The organism is Methylobacterium sp. FW306-05-D, from assembly GCF_058782155.1.
On sequence record NZ_JBYSXL010000055.1, the window covers coordinates 17278 to 31705 of the forward strand.

The 14428-nt window shown below is 67.2% G+C and carries 21 protein-coding genes; 5 read left to right on the forward strand and 16 right to left on the reverse strand.

The genetic code is table 11. The annotated features are described in order from the left end of the window. Positions 1 to 82: 82 nt before the first annotated feature. Both AC3WLN_RS17255 and AC3WLN_RS17260 read left to right on the forward strand, forming a co-directional pair. Entirely contained in the window at positions 83 to 346 is a 264-nt protein-coding gene (locus AC3WLN_RS17255; protein ID WP_492483282.1) for a GCG_CRPN prefix-to-repeats domain-containing protein, read from the forward strand. A gap of 108 nt (positions 347 to 454) precedes the next feature. Next, the gene (locus tag AC3WLN_RS17260; protein ID WP_492483284.1) at positions 455 to 1123 is read left to right on the forward strand and encodes a thioredoxin domain-containing protein; all 669 of its coding nucleotides are present in this window, start codon (positions 455 to 457) and stop codon (positions 1121 to 1123) included. A gap of 198 nt (positions 1124 to 1321) precedes the next feature. Here the strand turns inward: AC3WLN_RS17260 and AC3WLN_RS17265 are convergent, their stop codons facing one another. The 4 genes from AC3WLN_RS17265 to AC3WLN_RS17280 all read right to left on the reverse strand — a co-directional run bounded on the left by AC3WLN_RS17265 (position 1322) and on the right by AC3WLN_RS17280 (position 4893). Then, positions 1322 to 2089, reverse strand: coding sequence for an ABC transporter permease (locus AC3WLN_RS17265; protein WP_492483286.1), 768 nt, complete (start codon positions 2087 to 2089; stop codon positions 1322 to 1324). Beyond that, a complete protein-coding gene (locus AC3WLN_RS17270) occupies positions 2089 to 2898 on the reverse strand; it encodes an ABC transporter ATP-binding protein (RefSeq protein ID WP_492483288.1) in 810 nt (269 codons plus the stop codon). Before AC3WLN_RS17270 ends, AC3WLN_RS17265 begins: the two co-directional genes overlap by 1 nt. Beyond that, positions 2895 to 3875 (reverse strand): ABC transporter substrate-binding protein, encoded by a 981-nt coding sequence (locus AC3WLN_RS17275; protein ID WP_492483290.1) that lies wholly within the window; start codon positions 3873 to 3875, stop codon positions 2895 to 2897. The genes AC3WLN_RS17270 and AC3WLN_RS17275 overlap by 4 nt, the downstream gene beginning before the upstream one ends. Positions 3876 to 3981: 106 nt before the next feature. Next, positions 3982 to 4893, reverse strand: coding sequence for a LysR family transcriptional regulator (locus tag AC3WLN_RS17280; RefSeq protein ID WP_492483292.1), 912 nt, complete (start codon positions 4891 to 4893; stop codon positions 3982 to 3984). 119 nt (positions 4894 to 5012) lie between these two features. Between AC3WLN_RS17280 and AC3WLN_RS17285 the strand changes: the two genes are divergently transcribed. Continuing rightward, positions 5013 to 5486: a nucleoside deaminase gene (locus AC3WLN_RS17285; RefSeq protein WP_492483305.1), complete on the forward strand. Its 474-nt coding sequence runs from the start codon at positions 5013 to 5015 to the stop codon at positions 5484 to 5486. A gap of 368 nt (positions 5487 to 5854) precedes the next feature. On the opposite strand, the gene AC3WLN_RS17290 is transcribed toward AC3WLN_RS17285, so the two are convergent. After that, the gene (locus AC3WLN_RS17290) at positions 5855 to 6199 is read right to left on the reverse strand and encodes a hypothetical protein (protein ID WP_492483294.1); all 345 of its coding nucleotides are present in this window, start codon (positions 6197 to 6199) and stop codon (positions 5855 to 5857) included. A gap of 427 nt (positions 6200 to 6626) precedes the next feature. Between AC3WLN_RS17290 and AC3WLN_RS17295 the strand changes: the two genes are divergently transcribed. Next, positions 6627 to 7175 carry a hypothetical protein gene (locus tag AC3WLN_RS17295; protein WP_492483296.1) on the forward strand — a complete coding sequence of 183 codons (549 nt, stop codon included), beginning with the start codon at positions 6627 to 6629 and terminating at the stop codon, positions 7173 to 7175. Between the two features lie 47 nt (positions 7176 to 7222). On the opposite strand, the gene AC3WLN_RS17300 is transcribed toward AC3WLN_RS17295, so the two are convergent. Next, complete coding sequence (locus tag AC3WLN_RS17300; RefSeq protein ID WP_492483298.1) at positions 7223 to 7477, reverse strand: hypothetical protein; 255 nt, start codon at positions 7475 to 7477, stop codon at positions 7223 to 7225. Positions 7478 to 8225: 748 nt separating this feature from the next. On the opposite strand from AC3WLN_RS17300, the gene AC3WLN_RS17305 reads away from it, so the two are divergent. Continuing rightward, positions 8226 to 9746 (forward strand): tyrosine-type recombinase/integrase, encoded by a 1521-nt coding sequence (locus AC3WLN_RS17305; RefSeq protein WP_055958871.1) that lies wholly within the window; start codon positions 8226 to 8228, stop codon positions 9744 to 9746. A 106-nt stretch (positions 9747 to 9852) separates the two neighbouring features. Here AC3WLN_RS17305 and AC3WLN_RS17310 read toward each other — a convergent pair whose 3' ends face one another. The 10 genes from AC3WLN_RS17310 to AC3WLN_RS17355 all read right to left on the reverse strand — a co-directional run. After that, entirely contained in the window at positions 9853 to 10077 is a 225-nt protein-coding gene (locus AC3WLN_RS17310; protein WP_055958874.1) for a hypothetical protein, read from the reverse strand. Positions 10078 to 10137: 60 nt separating this feature from the next. Next, positions 10138 to 10647, reverse strand: coding sequence for a hypothetical protein (locus AC3WLN_RS17315; protein ID WP_055958875.1), 510 nt, complete (start codon positions 10645 to 10647; stop codon positions 10138 to 10140). Positions 10648 to 10649: 2 nt separating this feature from the next. Then, complete coding sequence (locus tag AC3WLN_RS17320; protein WP_156653150.1) at positions 10650 to 10826, reverse strand: hypothetical protein; 177 nt, start codon at positions 10824 to 10826, stop codon at positions 10650 to 10652. Positions 10827 to 10828: 2 nt separating this feature from the next. Continuing rightward, the gene (locus AC3WLN_RS17325; RefSeq protein WP_055958882.1) at positions 10829 to 11089 is read right to left on the reverse strand and encodes a hypothetical protein; all 261 of its coding nucleotides are present in this window, start codon (positions 11087 to 11089) and stop codon (positions 10829 to 10831) included. Further along, positions 11086 to 12207, reverse strand: coding sequence for a hypothetical protein (locus tag AC3WLN_RS17330; protein ID WP_055958885.1), 1122 nt, complete (start codon positions 12205 to 12207; stop codon positions 11086 to 11088). Before AC3WLN_RS17330 ends, AC3WLN_RS17325 begins: the two co-directional genes overlap by 4 nt. Positions 12208 to 12292: 85 nt before the next feature. Beyond that, positions 12293 to 12817: a hypothetical protein gene (locus tag AC3WLN_RS17335; protein ID WP_492483300.1), complete on the reverse strand. Its 525-nt coding sequence runs from the start codon at positions 12815 to 12817 to the stop codon at positions 12293 to 12295. Positions 12818 to 12821: 4 nt separating this feature from the next. Continuing rightward, positions 12822 to 13310 carry a hypothetical protein gene (locus AC3WLN_RS17340; RefSeq protein ID WP_055958892.1) on the reverse strand — a complete coding sequence of 163 codons (489 nt, stop codon included), beginning with the start codon at positions 13308 to 13310 and terminating at the stop codon, positions 12822 to 12824. After that, positions 13310 to 13846: a hypothetical protein gene (locus tag AC3WLN_RS17345; protein ID WP_055958895.1), complete on the reverse strand. Its 537-nt coding sequence runs from the start codon at positions 13844 to 13846 to the stop codon at positions 13310 to 13312. Before AC3WLN_RS17345 ends, AC3WLN_RS17340 begins: the two co-directional genes overlap by 1 nt. 10 nt (positions 13847 to 13856) lie before the next feature. Continuing rightward, the gene (locus AC3WLN_RS17350; RefSeq protein WP_243214750.1) at positions 13857 to 14090 is read right to left on the reverse strand and encodes a hypothetical protein; all 234 of its coding nucleotides are present in this window, start codon (positions 14088 to 14090) and stop codon (positions 13857 to 13859) included. A gap of 91 nt (positions 14091 to 14181) precedes the next feature. Next, positions 14182 to 14428: GcrA family cell cycle regulator (locus AC3WLN_RS17355; protein ID WP_492483303.1), on the reverse strand; the 247-nt coding region annotated here is incomplete at its 5' end.

Below are 14428 nucleotides of genomic sequence, written 5' to 3' on the forward strand. Positions count from 1 at the left end.
AAGCGGAGACGATCCTGCCCTCATCGGTCGCACCGCCCGCTTAGGCATCGCGGCCCGCATGTGAGCCAAGAAGGATTCGACGATGCTGAAGATCCTCGCCCCCGCCGCCCTCCTGGCCGTCCTCGCGGTCCCGGCCACGGCGCTGCCGCTGGTCCAGGACGCCGTCTCGACCGGATCGGACGGCGCGCGGGTCATCCAAGTCTACGGCGGTTGCGGCCCCTACGGCCATCGCGGTCCCTACGGGGGATGCCGGACCGGCGGGCAATGGGGCGGCTACATCCGCGGCCGCTCCTGCCCGGCGGGCTTCCACATCGGACCCTACGGCCGCCGCTGCTGGCCGAACTGAGATTTGCATTTACGTCCAGGCGGGCGTCCGACCCCGGTTCGGATGCCCGCATGATGGTGACGCCGGCGAACCGGCGGGCGCCGTCGCAGCGCCCCGAGGAGACCTTTCATGATATCCGTCGCATCGTCCGCGCCAGTCCGGTTCACGCGACGCGGGGCCCTCGCCGGGTTCGCCGTCGGCCTGGCTGCTTCGGCATCGCCCCGCACAGCGTTGGCCGCCTCCGTCGCGGACGCCTCCCTGGCCGGTCCGCTCGGCGACGTCTGGGTCGGTTCGCCCCAGGCGAAAGTGACCTTGGTGGAATACGCCGCCGTGACCTGCCCGCACTGCGCGAGGTTCCACGCGGAGACATGGCCTGCCCTCAAGGCGCGCTGGATCGACGCCGGGGAGGTACGCTTCACCCTGCGTGGCTATCCCTTGAACCCCCTCGACACCGCCGGCTTCATGCTGGCCCGGGCCGATGGCGGCCGGAACTACTATGCGGTCACGGACCTGCTCTTCGAACGCCAGCCCGTATGGGCCTTCGTGCCGAAGCCGCTCGATGCCATGCGAGACCTCATGCGGCAGGCCGGGTTCAGCGCCGAGCGTTTCGACGCCACCCTCCGCGACCAGAGCCTCTACGATGGCGTCAGGATCGTTCACGAGCGTGCGACGTCGGCCCTCGGGGTCCGAAGCACGCCGACGGTGTACGTCGACGAAAAACGCCAGGAAGGGACGCTGACCGCCGACACCCTCGGAGAGGTCATAGGCCGCGCCTTGGAAGACCGTACCGGACGCTGATCCGTACCGCCGAACGGGACCTCGCCTGGTTGGTCAGGCCACCGGCACCTTGCTGGTGCGCAGCAGTCCCGCCCGTGCTGCATCCGGGGTAATCAAAGCGATGGTCCGGCGACCACTTCGGGTCGGAAGAGGACGAACTACGAGCCGTAAATGCGCTTATCCGAAAACTCAGTTGTGCAACGCGCGATGGAGTAAAGTTCAGCGTTTGGGGAGCGACCAGGGCGCGACGAGGCGCTGGATGGCCGGAACGAGCCGGAACAGGCAAAGGCTGATGGCAACGAGCAGCCCGAGACCCGCAAACGCCGCCGGGATGCGGAACATGGACGTCGCGTAGGCGATGAAGAAGCCGAGCCCTCGGTCGGCAGCAACAAGTTCTGCCACCACGGCCCCAATGATCGCCAGCGTGATCGAGATCTTCAGCGCGGAGAAGATGTACGGCATCGCGAACGGCAGGCGGATCTGTGTCACCTCTCGGTAGCGGCCCGCCTTAAGCGAGCGCGACAGTTCGACGAGTTCATCCGGCGTCGCCAGAAGGCCGCTGACCGTCGCCACCACGATCGGGAAGAAAGCAATCAGAAAGGTGATGAGGATGCGTGCCCCGTCGTTCGGTCCGATTGTCACAACGAGGATCGGCGCGATCGCGACGATGGGCGTCGACTGCACCACCACGAGCAGAGGGTAAACGGTACGGGTGAGGAGCCGCGAGCCAGTCAGCAGAATGGCAAGCGGCACCGATACTAGCACCGCCAGGGCGTAGCCGGCCAGCGCGACCCGCAGGGTCGCAACCACGTGACCGAGCCACTGGGAGGCCGGGATCGCGACACCAGCCGTGAGGATCACGCTCGGTGCCGGCAGAAGAAAACTCGGGATCGCAAACATACGGCAGGCGAATTCCCAGCTGGCGATTAGCGTGGCGAAGAACAGCGGCGCGGCGAAATGATCGAGATGGCGACGAAAGTTGGGCATCACGGCGCCTCGGCTCGCGAGAAAAGCCCTTGGCGGATTTCGTGACACAGGGCCTGGAATGCCGGGTCAGATAGCGTGCCAATATCCCTCGGACGCCCGAGCGAGACATCGATCACCGTGCGGACCCGGCCGGGCCGGGTTGTCAGCACCACGATTCGGTCGGCGAGCAGCACGGCTTCCGGGATGGAGTGGGTGATGAACAGCACGGTCTTTGGCCGCTGCGTCCAGATCCGCAGCAGTTCGAGGCTCATCTCGTCACGCGTCAGGGCGTCGAGGGCGGAGAACGGCTCGTCCATGAGGAGGATGTCCGGATCGAGTAGTAGCGCCCGGGCGATCGCGACGCGCTGCTGCATGCCGCCGGACAACTCATCGATACCGCGACCGGCAAATCTGTCCAGCCCGACGAGCCGTAGAAGGTCGACGGCTCGCGACCGCTCGGCTTCCGTCACCCGACCGTACTTATGGCGCATCGGGAAGACGACGTTGCCGATAACATCGAGCCATGGAAGCAGAGTTGGCCTCTGGAAGACGATGCTAATATCGTCGCGCGGACCGTCCACGGGATGGTCGAAGACCGTCACGGAGCCCGCGGATGGTCCGACGAGTCCAGATACGAGACGCAGCAGGGTCGACTTCCCGCAGCCGGTAGGCCCAAGGACCGCGACGAACTCGTTGCGGCGGATGGCGAAGTCAAGGCCGTCAAGGGCGGTGATCGTGCCGCCGTCGCGTGTGGGAAACGTCTGTGAAACCGTGCGGAACTGGATGGCGTTCGGCGTGCCGACCGCCTTGGATCGTCGTTCGGGGATCACTTGCTGAAGGCTCGGGATACGACGGTCTCGGGATCGAGCTTGTCCGGCGACAAACCCTGCGCCTTCGCCACCAAGTCCCAGGTGTCCTTGAGGCGGCCGGGTTCGAAGCTGCCCAGCCCTTCAGCGGAGCTGCGGTCGTTTAAAGTCAGGGAAAGGCCGGCATCAAGTTCCTTGCGCGCCGCCACGACCGCGATATCCGGCACCGCTGCCTTTAAGGCCGCAATCGCGTCGTCGGGACGCGCCTTCGCTTCCCTGATCGCCTGCTTGTAGGCGGCCACGAAACGGCCGACTAGCTCCGGTTTTTCTCGGACGACGGCATCCGCGGCGAGTACCGAGACGCCGTAGCTGTCGAGCCCGTATTGCGACCACGGGATGATCTGAATGGTCTTGCCGGCCTCCGCGAGCGTCGCCTCGTAGCCGGTGGCGGTGGGGAGCCAATTGATCGAGCCCTGGACCCTGCCGGTCGCGAGCATGGCCGCCAGGGCGCTCGGATCGACTTTGAGCAGCGTCACATCACCCGCCTTCAGGCCGTTCCGCTCAAGCATAAGAGGCCAGATCACGTTGGAGGCGGAGAAGCTCGGCGTGGCAATGGTCTTGCCGGCGACATCGGCAAACCGGGCGATGCCCGATCCCCGATAGGTGACGATCACGTCGGGGGCGGTGTTGTAAACGGACATGACGGCCGTCACGGGGACCGGGCCTTCCGCCTTGGCTTGCATCAGCGCCGCGATCCCGGCGATCCCGAACTGTGCCGAACCGGTGGCCAGCCGTGTGACCACGTCGGAACTGCCCTTGGCGTTCTGTATCGTTACATCGATCCCGGCGCGGCTGAAGATGCCCGATGCAACGCCGTAGTAAATCGGTGAATTGTCTCCAGCCGGCAACCAGTCGTTCAGCCAGATGACTCTGTCAGCCGCATGGGCAACTGCCGAGGGAAGCATCAGGACCGATGACGCGAGGAGCAGAGCACGGAGCATGAAACGATCCCTTCGGAAGCAAAGCGTACCCCGGTGATCGTCTCCCGCAGTGTCCCCAACAAGCACAATCATTCGCCCGGAGCGTTGTCGAAACACGCACGCTCGATCAGGCAATAGCGACGACCTTCGCGAGCTGTTCGCGCAGGCGTTCGACGATCGCGTGCGTCGCCGGCGGCATCCCGGCGCCGTTACGTGCGATCAGGGACAGTTCCTCCTTCGGCCACTGGCGGTCACTGAGGGGAATGAACCGCAAGGTCCTGTCGCGCAACTCCTCCACCACGTCGACCGCGCCGAGAAACGCTACATGAACGTTGTCGCGCACGAGCCGCTTGATCACCGCGATGGAGTTGCTGACGACGCCCGGTACCGTCCGCATCTGGGCAGCTTGCATGGCGCGCTCGATCCGCTCCCGGGTCGCCAGCGAGAAATCCGGGGCCACGAACGGATAGCCGGCGCAGTCCGAGAGGCGTACCGCCTCACAGGCGGCCAGCGGGTGCCGGGGTCCCACCACGATACCAGCCGGCACCTCGAACGACAGGAGCTTGCGGACGTCCTGCCGTGTCGGAACGTTAAAGCAGACCGCAACGTGCAGTTCGTCGGCGACCAGCCTGCGCACGACCTCCTGTGTCCCGCCGACGAACAGCTCCAGGGTGAGCAGGCTGTATCGCTCCTGCACGTCCCGAAAGAACGTCTCCGCGAAATCGCCGGCGAGGCACTCCATCAGTCCGACCGCAACGTGGCCCCGGCGTAGACCCTGAAGCTCTTGGAGCCGGGCCTTCGAGCGTTGCTGCTCCGTGCGCCATCGACGGATGTCCGTCAGCAGGATCTCTCCGGCGGCCGTAAGACGCACGCCGCGCGGAAGACGTTCGTACAGCTTCACGCCGTACTCGTCCTCAAGGTTTAGAATTCGCCTGTTGAGTGCCGAGGGGGAAACGTTCAGCCGATCGGCCGCCTTCCGAATCGACCCGGTGCGGGCGACTTCGTCGAGCAACAGGGCCGCCTGTGAGATGAGGGACATCGCCGGCTTTCGTGCGTCCGCGTAACACGCACGCATCGTGCGCAATTCGCTGCTTGAGTGAAACAGCCGTCCGGCCGATCCGGGACCACGTCCTGACGGAGAGGGAGTGTCCCGTGACTATCGCGCTCGATCACCAGAGACTGCTGCGCCTCGCCATCGCGGAATCCCGGAAGGCACGCGAGACCGGCGTTCATCCGTTCGCGGCCATTCTGGTCGGACCGGACGGCGACGTGCTGATGACCCAGCACAACGCCTACGAGCCGGACCACGACATGACGGGGCACGCCGAGCGCGTCCTGATGACCCGAGCCTCGACGACTCTGCCGCGAGACCTCCTGGCCGAATGCACGATCTACACTTCGGCCGAGCCCTGTGCGATGTGTGCGGGAGCGATCTACTGGACCGGCCTGAAACGGGTCGTTTACGGGATGTCCGAGGCTGACTTGAAGATGGTCACGGGGAACCACCCGGAGAACCCGACGCTCGATTTGCCCTGTCGCACCGTCTTTGCGGCCGGACAACGTGAGATTGAGGTCATCGGGCCCATGCTCGAAGAGGAAGCCACACGGGTGCATAACGGTGCATGGGACTGAGGATCGCGTGCCTTTGCATGCGCCGCGGACCATGCGGGCTATGGCGGCCGGCGAAGCGTAAGCCGTCGCGGAACACCGGCAAGCATCGTCGATGGATGTACAATTGGCGTAGTCTCTCGGGCCGAACGGTCACAGCCCGCTCACCTTTTTGAGCCGAGGTTGGCGGATGACCGACAAATGGCCCCTTTCGGAAGGCGCCGACGGCCATTGGTACGACCGGCATGGGTCGGAAAGCGCCGGTCCGCTCTACCAGCGGGTGGGGTGGTTTCCTTTCCGTCTGCTCCAGAACCGCGCGTGCCTCGAAGCGGACATCAATGCAGGGACCGCTGCCAAGCTCAAAAAAGGCATCGCAACGGAAACGGACAAGGTCAGGACGCCTTCGGCGTCACCGCAATATCAGCTCCCCAGTAGTGGTTCGCAATCCGCTGTTGGTTTTGGATCATCGGGATTGCCTTCCTGACGTCACCACCTTTGAATGTTTCGACGTTCGCGCCGCAGATTGCCAGATACATTTGCTGATGGACGACGACATGGAAGTATTCCCTGGGAGGCGGGGTGAGATCGAGTTCTGCGGCTTGGGTTTGTTCGCGAACCTGCGCTTCCGCTTCCGCGATGGCGGCGTGCACCTTCTCCATCATGACGCACTTGGCGCCGTGCAAGATCTCCGCCGCCTTGCGCTGCTCGGGCGTCTGGATGGGACAAGCATCAGCCATCGCGGCCTCCTCGTTCGGTCATGGCCGGCTTGGCCGCCGAAGCGTGCGGAAATGGGGCTGTGAGGTATCAATTCTTTGCGTGCCACCATGCCCGACATCGGCGCCGGTCAGCGATCCTGACTGTCCGCTCGGGGGCGCTCGGACGACTCGCCCGAGTGGCCGACGCAGCCGGACCGAACGGAGCGAGACCTCCGACGACCCGAATGTGCCTGGCTCCCGGAATGGCTGATTCCTTTGCCAAAATCGGGGTGAGCGGATGCCTCAAGACGTAGGTGCCTCATCCGACGAGGACCGGCTCGTAACAATTTGCAACATCGCCGGCAGGTTCAGACACTGGGCCGACATAGTCCCTGCCACTTATCTCGCGATGCTCGGAGTCCAGCGCTGGCGAGGCGTCATGTCGGTTTCATGCGTTCGGCTCGGTGCCGTGATCGCGGTCATCGCGGCAATCGCGACAGGCAGTAGCTTCGCCCGGGATGCGCATGCGGCCTGCGAGCTCGATCAATCGTCGGTCCCGTTCGAGCTTCACGCGTCGACATCGACGGGCGTCGAGACCGTCCACGTGGAACGCCTGGGCGACACGGCTCGGCTCGATGGACGCAAGCCGGACGGACGGACCTACACGCTCCGGCGCCGCAACGGCTACGATCTCTCATGGCGCTTCGGAAGCCGCACGCTTGAGACGACCTATCCCGACGGGCTGACCGACGTGTCCATCGCCCTTGCCCGGCCGAGCCGGATCGCCGCCACCACGACGATTCTCTGGAACGACGTGGTCAAAGATGTGATCCATCTCGTCACCGAGGTGACCCATCTCGGGAACGAGCAGGTGCGGGTCGGACCCTGTTCCTTCGAGACCGTGCACCCTCTCGAAGAACCCTCCGGGCCGATAACCGGGCCAGCCGCTCACACGGACGCAGAAATGGTTCTCGCCCGGGCTCAACGTGATTTTGCGGACCATGATGGATCGTCTTGAGCCGGATGGATCGACTAGGCGCGTCTACTCATCCGAGGCGATGGCGATCACGGCATCATCTCCGGCGGGTCCTTGAGGGCATTCCCTTCCATCGGCATCGGGGGCGACACGACTGCGCGCTTCGGGATCGTCATTCGAAGGCTGCCGGCCCAACCCCCGCGCGGAAATTTTCGGTCGTAGCGAATCGAGGAGATCACGATGGCGAACAAGCCTGGGCCAGCAGTCGCGGCGATGGCGATGCTCTTCCTGGCGCCGGCGGGGATGCTCCCGGCGACGGCCGGAGAGCCCATGTCAGCCTTCACCGGCTACTGGCGCGTCGCCCGGGTCGCGGTTTCGGACGGGGGCGTCCAGGCACTCGGCGACGACGATCCGAGCCTGATGGGCAAGCGCCTGACCTTCACGACGTCGCAGTTGACCTGGGATCGGACGCTCGGCGGCCTTCTCTATATAGCGCATGCGCGTGAGCGCGGGCTCCTTCGTACCGGGGGTCTTCCGCTCCTAGTTCCTTCCGACAAGGAACCGCGGCCCCTTTGGAACTCGTCGCCGGAACCAGTACATGCCGGTCTTCGGGTGACGGTACGGTCGGGGCATCGCCAAAACCATCGTGTGTACCAGCCTCGCGCCCGTGCCAAGCTACGGGTGCGATGCCTTGCCGGGCACGCCGTTGGGATACCCACTGCGCGCTTCAATGAGAAGAACGAAGGAATGCAGCTGAAGCGGAGGCCCTACGACGGACTCGGTACCAAGCCGGTACGATATATTCGCCAAGATTTCATATAAAACAAAGACCTGCTAAGTCGTTGACTTAGCGGGCTGAATTTTTGGTAGCGAGGGAGGGATTTGAACCCCCGACACAAGGATTATGATTCCTCGTAACGGAGCATTTTCGGGTCCATTCGGGCGGATCGGCACGGGCATGAAACCGGTGGAGCCCAGGCTTTTAGCATGTCCGATCAAGGCTTTGGCAACGGGTTGGCGATAGGGATGGCGGAGAACCCGGGCGGCGATCCGCCCGAAAACCTCCGCCCGAGATCCGCCCGAGTACGCCGCATGCCCGTGAAGCTCACCGAAGCCCTCGTCAAGCAAGGCGTCGCCGACGCCGTCCCCAAGGGGAAGGCGTACGACCTCATCGACGCCGGCTGCCCCGGGCTCCTCATGCGCGTCGGGCCGAGGGGCGTCCGCTTCGCCTTCAAGTTCGAGACCGGCCACAAGACCCACAGGTTGACGCTCGGCTCGACGGATCTGCTGCGGCTCGTGGAGGCGCGCGCGATCGCCACGGAGGCGCGGCGCCGTCTTGTCGACGGGCTCGGGCTCCCGGACGAGAAGTGGCTCGGGGACAAGCTGCGGCAGATGCGCAAGCTCCCTCCCAAGCCGGAGAAGGGCCCAAGGGACCCGGCCCTGGTCGAGGCGTTCCTGGATTCCTGGGGCCCGCACAAGTGGACGTGGGAGGAGGCCCGCACGGCATTCCTCACCGAAGTCGCGCGCACCCGGCGGGCGGCCACGCACACGGACTATCGCAAGCTGCTCCACTCGCCCGAGCTCGCGGTGTTCGCCGACCGGAAGGTGAAGCGCATCACGATCGAGGACCTCGCCACGATCGTGCATGCGATCCATGCCTCGGGCCGGGAGCGCCACGCCGAGCACCTCGCATCCGTCCTGCGGCCGATGTGGAGCTACCTCGCCCGGCACGAACACCGCAAGGTCAGCGGCGTCGAGGCCGGGATCCCGGGCCTGCGCGCGCCCGAGCGGACGCCGGGCGACAAGCCCCGCGCGAACGGCAAGGTGCCGGGCGGATACACGGCCAAGCCCGCCGAGATCGGGCGCGTCCTCGCGATCGCCCGGGCCGGCGTCCTGGAGCCGACCGTCGCCACGTCCTTGCAGCTCCTCGTCCTGACGGGCCAGCGTCGCCGTCCCATCGTCGAGTCCCTCGTCGAGGACTTCGTCCCGTGGGCCGAGGTGCCGGGCTGGGGCGTCTGGTCGATGGGGCCGGCGCACAGGAAGACCGCGGCCAAGAGGGGCGACAAGCACAGGCATGCCCTGCCCTTGCCGCCTGCCCTGTGGGACCTCGTCCAGCAGCAGATGGCGCGGGCGCGGGATGCCGGCAGCGAGTACCTGTTCCCCCAGATCCGGGCCGCGCGGAAGGATGCCGCCTCCGACGGGCACCTATCCGACGCCGCGATCAATCACAGGCTGCTCGACATGGGGGTCGTTGCCTCCCCGCACGACCTTCGCCGCGGCATGACGACGGTCTGCCAGTCCGTGTTCCGGATCCCGAGGGACACGGTCAAAATGGTCGTCGACCACAACGAGGGCATCCGCAGCGACGACGTGTTGGAGCGCCACTACACCGAGGACGATCGCCTGGACCTCAAGCAAACCCTGATGGCTCGCTGGCACGCGTGGTCGGACGAGCAGGCCGCGATCGCGGCGGCCGCCCTTCCCTCGGCCGTCGAGCTCGGGGCCGAGCTGGCGCGCCGGCGCAGGGAGCGCGAACTCGCCGGCAAGGGGAAGCGCGCGAAGGCGACGGCCGACGTCGAGGAGGACGCCAAACCGGTCGACCTCGCCGCGTAAGGATCTTCCCGATCGGGCATCCCGATTTGAAACACCGAAATAGTCACGCCATTTTAATGGGTTACGAGATGACCCAAATCGGGATACCCGATCGGGAAGATCGCCCTCAGCCGTCCGGCTCGTCGACGCGGGCCCAGCACCTCGCCGCCTCGTCCCAGTGGAAGGGGCGAGCGTCGCCGCCGGTGGTTTTCCAGTGGTACCCATGGGCGCCCGGTTCGCCGGAGATCTCCAGGCGTCCGATCCCGCCGTCCCAGAGGACGATCTCGACAAGCCTCCGCTTAGACCTGTTCACGCGGCCGACGCTGAGGACCTCCGTGACGTAGGTCGGCACACCTTTGGGCAGGATGGCCTGGATCGCGGCCTCGACATACGCGACGTCTGCGGGGGACGGCTACGCCTTAGCCGGCGGCGGGGTCACCGCCTCGTCGAATCGGACCCACGCGCCGTCAGCGTAGTGGAACGCGCGCTGGTCGCCCTCGGCCTCCCACTCGCGCACGGTGGGCTCGGGCCCGCAGACGACGTTGAGGATGATGGTGCCACCGTCGAACAGGCGCACGCGCGAGACGAGGTCCTCGCCATCCCGGCGGGCCGAAAGGATCTCATCGGCGAACGTCGGCACGTCGGCCGGGATGCTCGCGGCGATCGCGGCCTCGACGATCGCGATGTCCCGGGGGCGCCGGCGCCCGACACCGGCGTCGTCGATGAGGGCCGTCAGGAGAGCGCTCGGCAGCGGGGGCGAGGCGGGCGGCGCTTCCGGATCTCCGTCCATATCGAAGAGGGGCAGCTGGATGGGGCCCGGCAGGACGGGTTTCGGGGGGGCCGGGCGCGGCCAGGGCCCCAGGGGGACGTGGAATTCCTGCGCGCGCCAGGCGTCGAGGAAGGCGGCGTGGGCGGGTTCCATTGTCACTCTCCTCCCCTGCAGGCGCAGTTGATGCAGACGGTCGGCATCTCCGGATGGCGCGTCAGCACGATGGCTTCGTGGTCGTCGCAGACCTCGACGCACCATGCGCAGACGAAGCCGTACTCCTGCTCGTAGTCGTCCCTCTCGCGGGGCTCGAACCAGTCCCAATCGCGCGCCATGGTCATTCCCCCTTCAGACGGTTGGCCAGAGCCCTGGCGGTTTCGCTCTGCTCGTCCAGGATCTGGATGAGGGCGTCCCCGACCCACACGGGGATCTCGCGTTCGCCGGTCGCCCACCGGGCGGGCAGTCGGGGATCGAGCGAAGGGCGGGCCCCTTCCGGATGGAGGGGACCGAGCAGGGCGGCGAGCGGCCGGCGCCACTCGGGCCCGAGGAGGAATGTCCCCACCTCGGCGAGGGTCTCGGGCGTGATGCGGCGGGTCACGCGGGTTCTCCGATGAAGGCGCGGAAGTCGGCCATGGCGGCGGCGCGTCCGGCCTCACGGCCGGCCGAGAAGGCGTCGGCGTAGATCCGGAGCGCGGTCTCGATACCCCGCCGCTCAGTCCCGAGGGGGACGTGGAAGAGCATCTCGTCGCCCTGCAGGACCGCGATCCCTTCGAGGCACGGCCTCAGGCCGTAGCCCATCTGGAGATGGCCGATGGCATCGATCTCCAGCAGGACGTCGTAGTGGCGCAACGCCTGCAGGTGCATGAAGCGCGCCCGCCACTGCGAGGCGAGCGATGCCTTCGACGGCGACGCCGTGTACGCAACATTGGCCGAGTTGAGGTGCGCCGATGCGGCGTGGACCGTGACGAGCGCCTGAGCGAGATCTCCGGGCGCGTCCTCGCGCAGAAGCCCGTCGAGGAGGCGCGATACACTGTCACCCTGAGCGACGGTGGCGGCGTCGAAGCTCGACTGAGTGGGAGCGGCCCGGGTTGGACTGCGCCTGTCGCGGGCTTGCTGCTGCTGGCATGGCTGGGTGGTCATAGCCGGCGCGGCGGCGAGGCACTCGGCCACCGCATCAATCGTGCGGCGCGCCGTCACCGGGCTGCGGTTGGGGGTGATGAACGGACGGGCTCCGGGGCTGCTCCAGCTGTAGTGATCGTTGGCCAGCACGTACCGGGTGCGGACGACATCGCCATCGGTCGTGACGCGGTACTCGTCGCGACCATGGTCCGGGAACTCCGGGCAGGGGCCGACGCTGACGGCGACGATGCCGTGCGTGGTGACGGTCCGCACGAGCCTCATGGCGACGCGGGGGGCGGCGCAGGCCTGCTGGATCTGGGTCGGCTGGGAAACCACGGCAGCGGTCTGCTCAGCGGGCTCATCCGCCTCATCGCAGGAGCAGGCATCCATGACGTAGCTGGCGAGGCGCCGGCGCACCGTGGCGAAGTCGGCCTGGTAGATGGCGAACCCGCCCTCGGAGACCTCCCACCGCGCGCCGATGCGGGCGATGCCCATGGCGTTGCTGCCGAGCACAGCATCGACCGCGCGCATGAGGAGGGTGACGTTCGGGGCGCGCTTGATGCGCGAGACGGCGGAGAGGATTTCGGATTTCGTCATGGCGTGGTTTCCCATCGTGCGAGGAGAGGTCAGTGCCTGCTCCAGGTCCCCATTATGGGGACTTGGTTAACCATCTGTCAAGACATCACAGCAGCCTCAGGGCATCGGCGTCCTCGGCGGGTATCGGCCGCGCTCGCCGGCGTGGAGACCAGTGCGTGCCGACCAGGAGGTTGGCGAGATACCCAAATGCGCGGGCCTCGTTCGCGCCACGGACAGCGATGACGCGATCGGCCGTCACGATGACGGAGCGGTCCCCGTGCTCCAAAGGAATGTGCTCCGGCACGGCCGACACCAGGCGGCCGTACATCGTGTGCGACCGCAACATGAGGACGATTGCGCAGGGTTCGGGCCCGCCATCTTGCCGGAGTACGATCTCGAACGGCGGGTTCACGCTGGGCCGCCGGACGAGCCACCCCTCTCGGAACGCCCCGACCACCTCGGCGCGCCCGTCCCGAGTGAGGGGCGCGGTCTGCCAGAGTAAGCTCTCCTGCAGGGTCAGTACGTTCGTGAACCGGCGGCTCTCGACGGTGAGGCCGGGGTCCGCCGTGAGCTGAGTTTCCGGGTGTATCGGGAGAAGGAGGGGCCTCATCGGGCGTTCGCGGTAGGGCATCGGATCACTCCTGCGACGGGGTGGCTGCGAGGTCAGGGGGCATGGGTTCGGCAGGCCTCGTGACGTTAGGCACGCGCCACACCGGGGCCGCGCTCGGGACGGCCGCGTGGTACGCCGCCAGCTGCGCGGCGGCCCGGGCCTTGCGGCTGCCCGGGCCGGTAGGCCGCGGCGCCCGGTCCATAGGAGCGAACACCGGCAGGGGCGCCGGCGGAGGTGCGGGCGTCATCCGCCGCAGGATCTCCAGCGCGGCCGCGCCCGCCGACTGGACGCCGCCGTGCGCACGGCAGAACTCGCGGATGGTCTCGGCGGGCATCCCCCGGTGGAGGACCGTCGCCTCGCCGGCGCGGCCGTAGCCGATGCCGTAGGCAGCGAGGCCCTGCGGTAGGGCGGGGTCACCGACGCGCGTTGCGACGATGGGCGCGCCGTCGCCCTCGTAGACGGCGAAGGCGGTGCCGTCCCGCAGCGTCACGATCTCGGAATCGAGGTAGGGCATCAAAATCCGCCCCTCTGGAGCAGCCTGAGCCGGAGCTTCTCGCGGCGCTTCTCCAGGGCATAACGCCTGGACTGCTCGGCCGGTGGGAGGCCACGCACCCGGATAGCCCGGAGAGGCTGGTCTTCGATGACGAAGATCGGATCGCGCGAGAGGAGCCGCCACTGCGGCTCGCCGTCATCGCCGACGACCTGCTCTACCTGCCTGACCTTCATGGCGTGGTGAACCAGGCAGCCGGCGTGCCGCCACCCCTGCGCAGTCTGGTGCGGGGCCTCATGGCCCACCGGCACGAACCTATGCCCGGCCCACACGCGCAGGACGATCCATTCCCGCCCGAGGGTGTCTCCACCGAAGCAGGCTGCGACCTTCGTGCAGACGTGCCCGAGCCACGTTTGATGAGAGGTGCCGTCGCTATCGCTCGTGCCCTGCTCCAGGCCGAGATCGAATGCCTCTGGGTGCAGGATCGGGCGATCGGGACTCAGGACGTCGGGAATGTCAGGCGGCCCAGAGAGGGCGAAGAATGCACGGACGTCGACCATGGGCTGTCTCCTAGAAGGGGATTTCGTCGGGGCCGTACGTCACGGCGGCGCAGTGCGGGTCCTCGCCCCGGGGCATCGCGGCCCGGCAGGCATCGGGCATCGCCTCGCAGTGGCGGGCGTAGAAGAAGTCGCGGTGGTCCTCGTCGAGGCCGACGTGAACGAGGTACCGCTCGCCCGGCTGCACGCCGCGGCCGATGGGGCAGCGCTCGCAGGGGCCCGGCCTGCGGGCGGTGTGCCGCCTCATGACGCCCCGGTCCGCGAACGTCGGCGCGGGATCCGGCCCCCGTCCTCGCCGAGGGCGTGCTGATAGTCCTGCGCGAGGCTCGACCAGCTCGTCATGCCGCCCTCCTCATCGGGATGTACGGCACGCCGCGCGACCGGGCGGCGACGGTGCCGATGCAGCGGTGCCCCGGGCAGTAGGGCGAGCCGAGATCGGTGGGGTGCCCGCAAGCCGGCGCGTCCCGGCGCGGGTCCCCGGCGATCCAGCGGCACATGCCGTCCCTGACATCGAGGATCGCGACCCGCCGGCTCTCCGGCAGGGCGACGTCGGAGGCCTTCGGGCGGGGGGTGAAACGCGGGGCC

Bases quoted from the DNA above. Each gene is read 5' to 3' on its own strand.
- AC3WLN_RS17275 (WP_492483290.1), bottom strand. From the start codon at position 3,875: ATGCTCCGTGCTCTGCTCCTCGCGTCATCGGTCCTGATGCTTCCCTCG.
- AC3WLN_RS17350 (WP_243214750.1), bottom strand. From the start codon at position 14,090: ATGAGGCGGCACACCGCCCGCAGGCCGGGCCCCTGCGAGCGCTGCCCC.
- AC3WLN_RS17335 (WP_492483300.1), bottom strand. From the start codon at position 12,817: ATGCCCTACCGCGAACGCCCGATGAGGCCCCTCCTTCTCCCGATACAC.
- AC3WLN_RS17280 (WP_492483292.1), bottom strand. From the start codon at position 4,893: ATGTCCCTCATCTCACAGGCGGCCCTGTTGCTCGACGAAGTCGCCCGC.
- AC3WLN_RS17320 (WP_156653150.1), bottom strand. From the start codon at position 10,826: ATGGCGCGCGATTGGGACTGGTTCGAGCCCCGCGAGAGGGACGACTAC.
- AC3WLN_RS17305 (WP_055958871.1), top strand. From the start codon at position 8,226: ATGCCCGTGAAGCTCACCGAAGCCCTCGTCAAGCAAGGCGTCGCCGAC.
- AC3WLN_RS17290 (WP_492483294.1), bottom strand. From the start codon at position 6,199: ATGGCTGATGCTTGTCCCATCCAGACGCCCGAGCAGCGCAAGGCGGCG.
- AC3WLN_RS17345 (WP_055958895.1), bottom strand. From the start codon at position 13,846: ATGGTCGACGTCCGTGCATTCTTCGCCCTCTCTGGGCCGCCTGACATT.
- AC3WLN_RS17255 (WP_492483282.1), top strand. From the start codon at position 83: ATGCTGAAGATCCTCGCCCCCGCCGCCCTCCTGGCCGTCCTCGCGGTC.
- AC3WLN_RS17260 (WP_492483284.1), top strand. From the start codon at position 455: ATGATATCCGTCGCATCGTCCGCGCCAGTCCGGTTCACGCGACGCGGG.
- AC3WLN_RS17315 (WP_055958875.1), bottom strand. From the start codon at position 10,647: ATGGAACCCGCCCACGCCGCCTTCCTCGACGCCTGGCGCGCGCAGGAA.
- AC3WLN_RS17340 (WP_055958892.1), bottom strand. From the start codon at position 13,310: ATGCCCTACCTCGATTCCGAGATCGTGACGCTGCGGGACGGCACCGCC.
- AC3WLN_RS17330 (WP_055958885.1), bottom strand. From the start codon at position 12,207: ATGACGAAATCCGAAATCCTCTCCGCCGTCTCGCGCATCAAGCGCGCC.
- AC3WLN_RS17265 (WP_492483286.1), bottom strand. From the start codon at position 2,089: ATGCCCAACTTTCGTCGCCATCTCGATCATTTCGCCGCGCCGCTGTTC.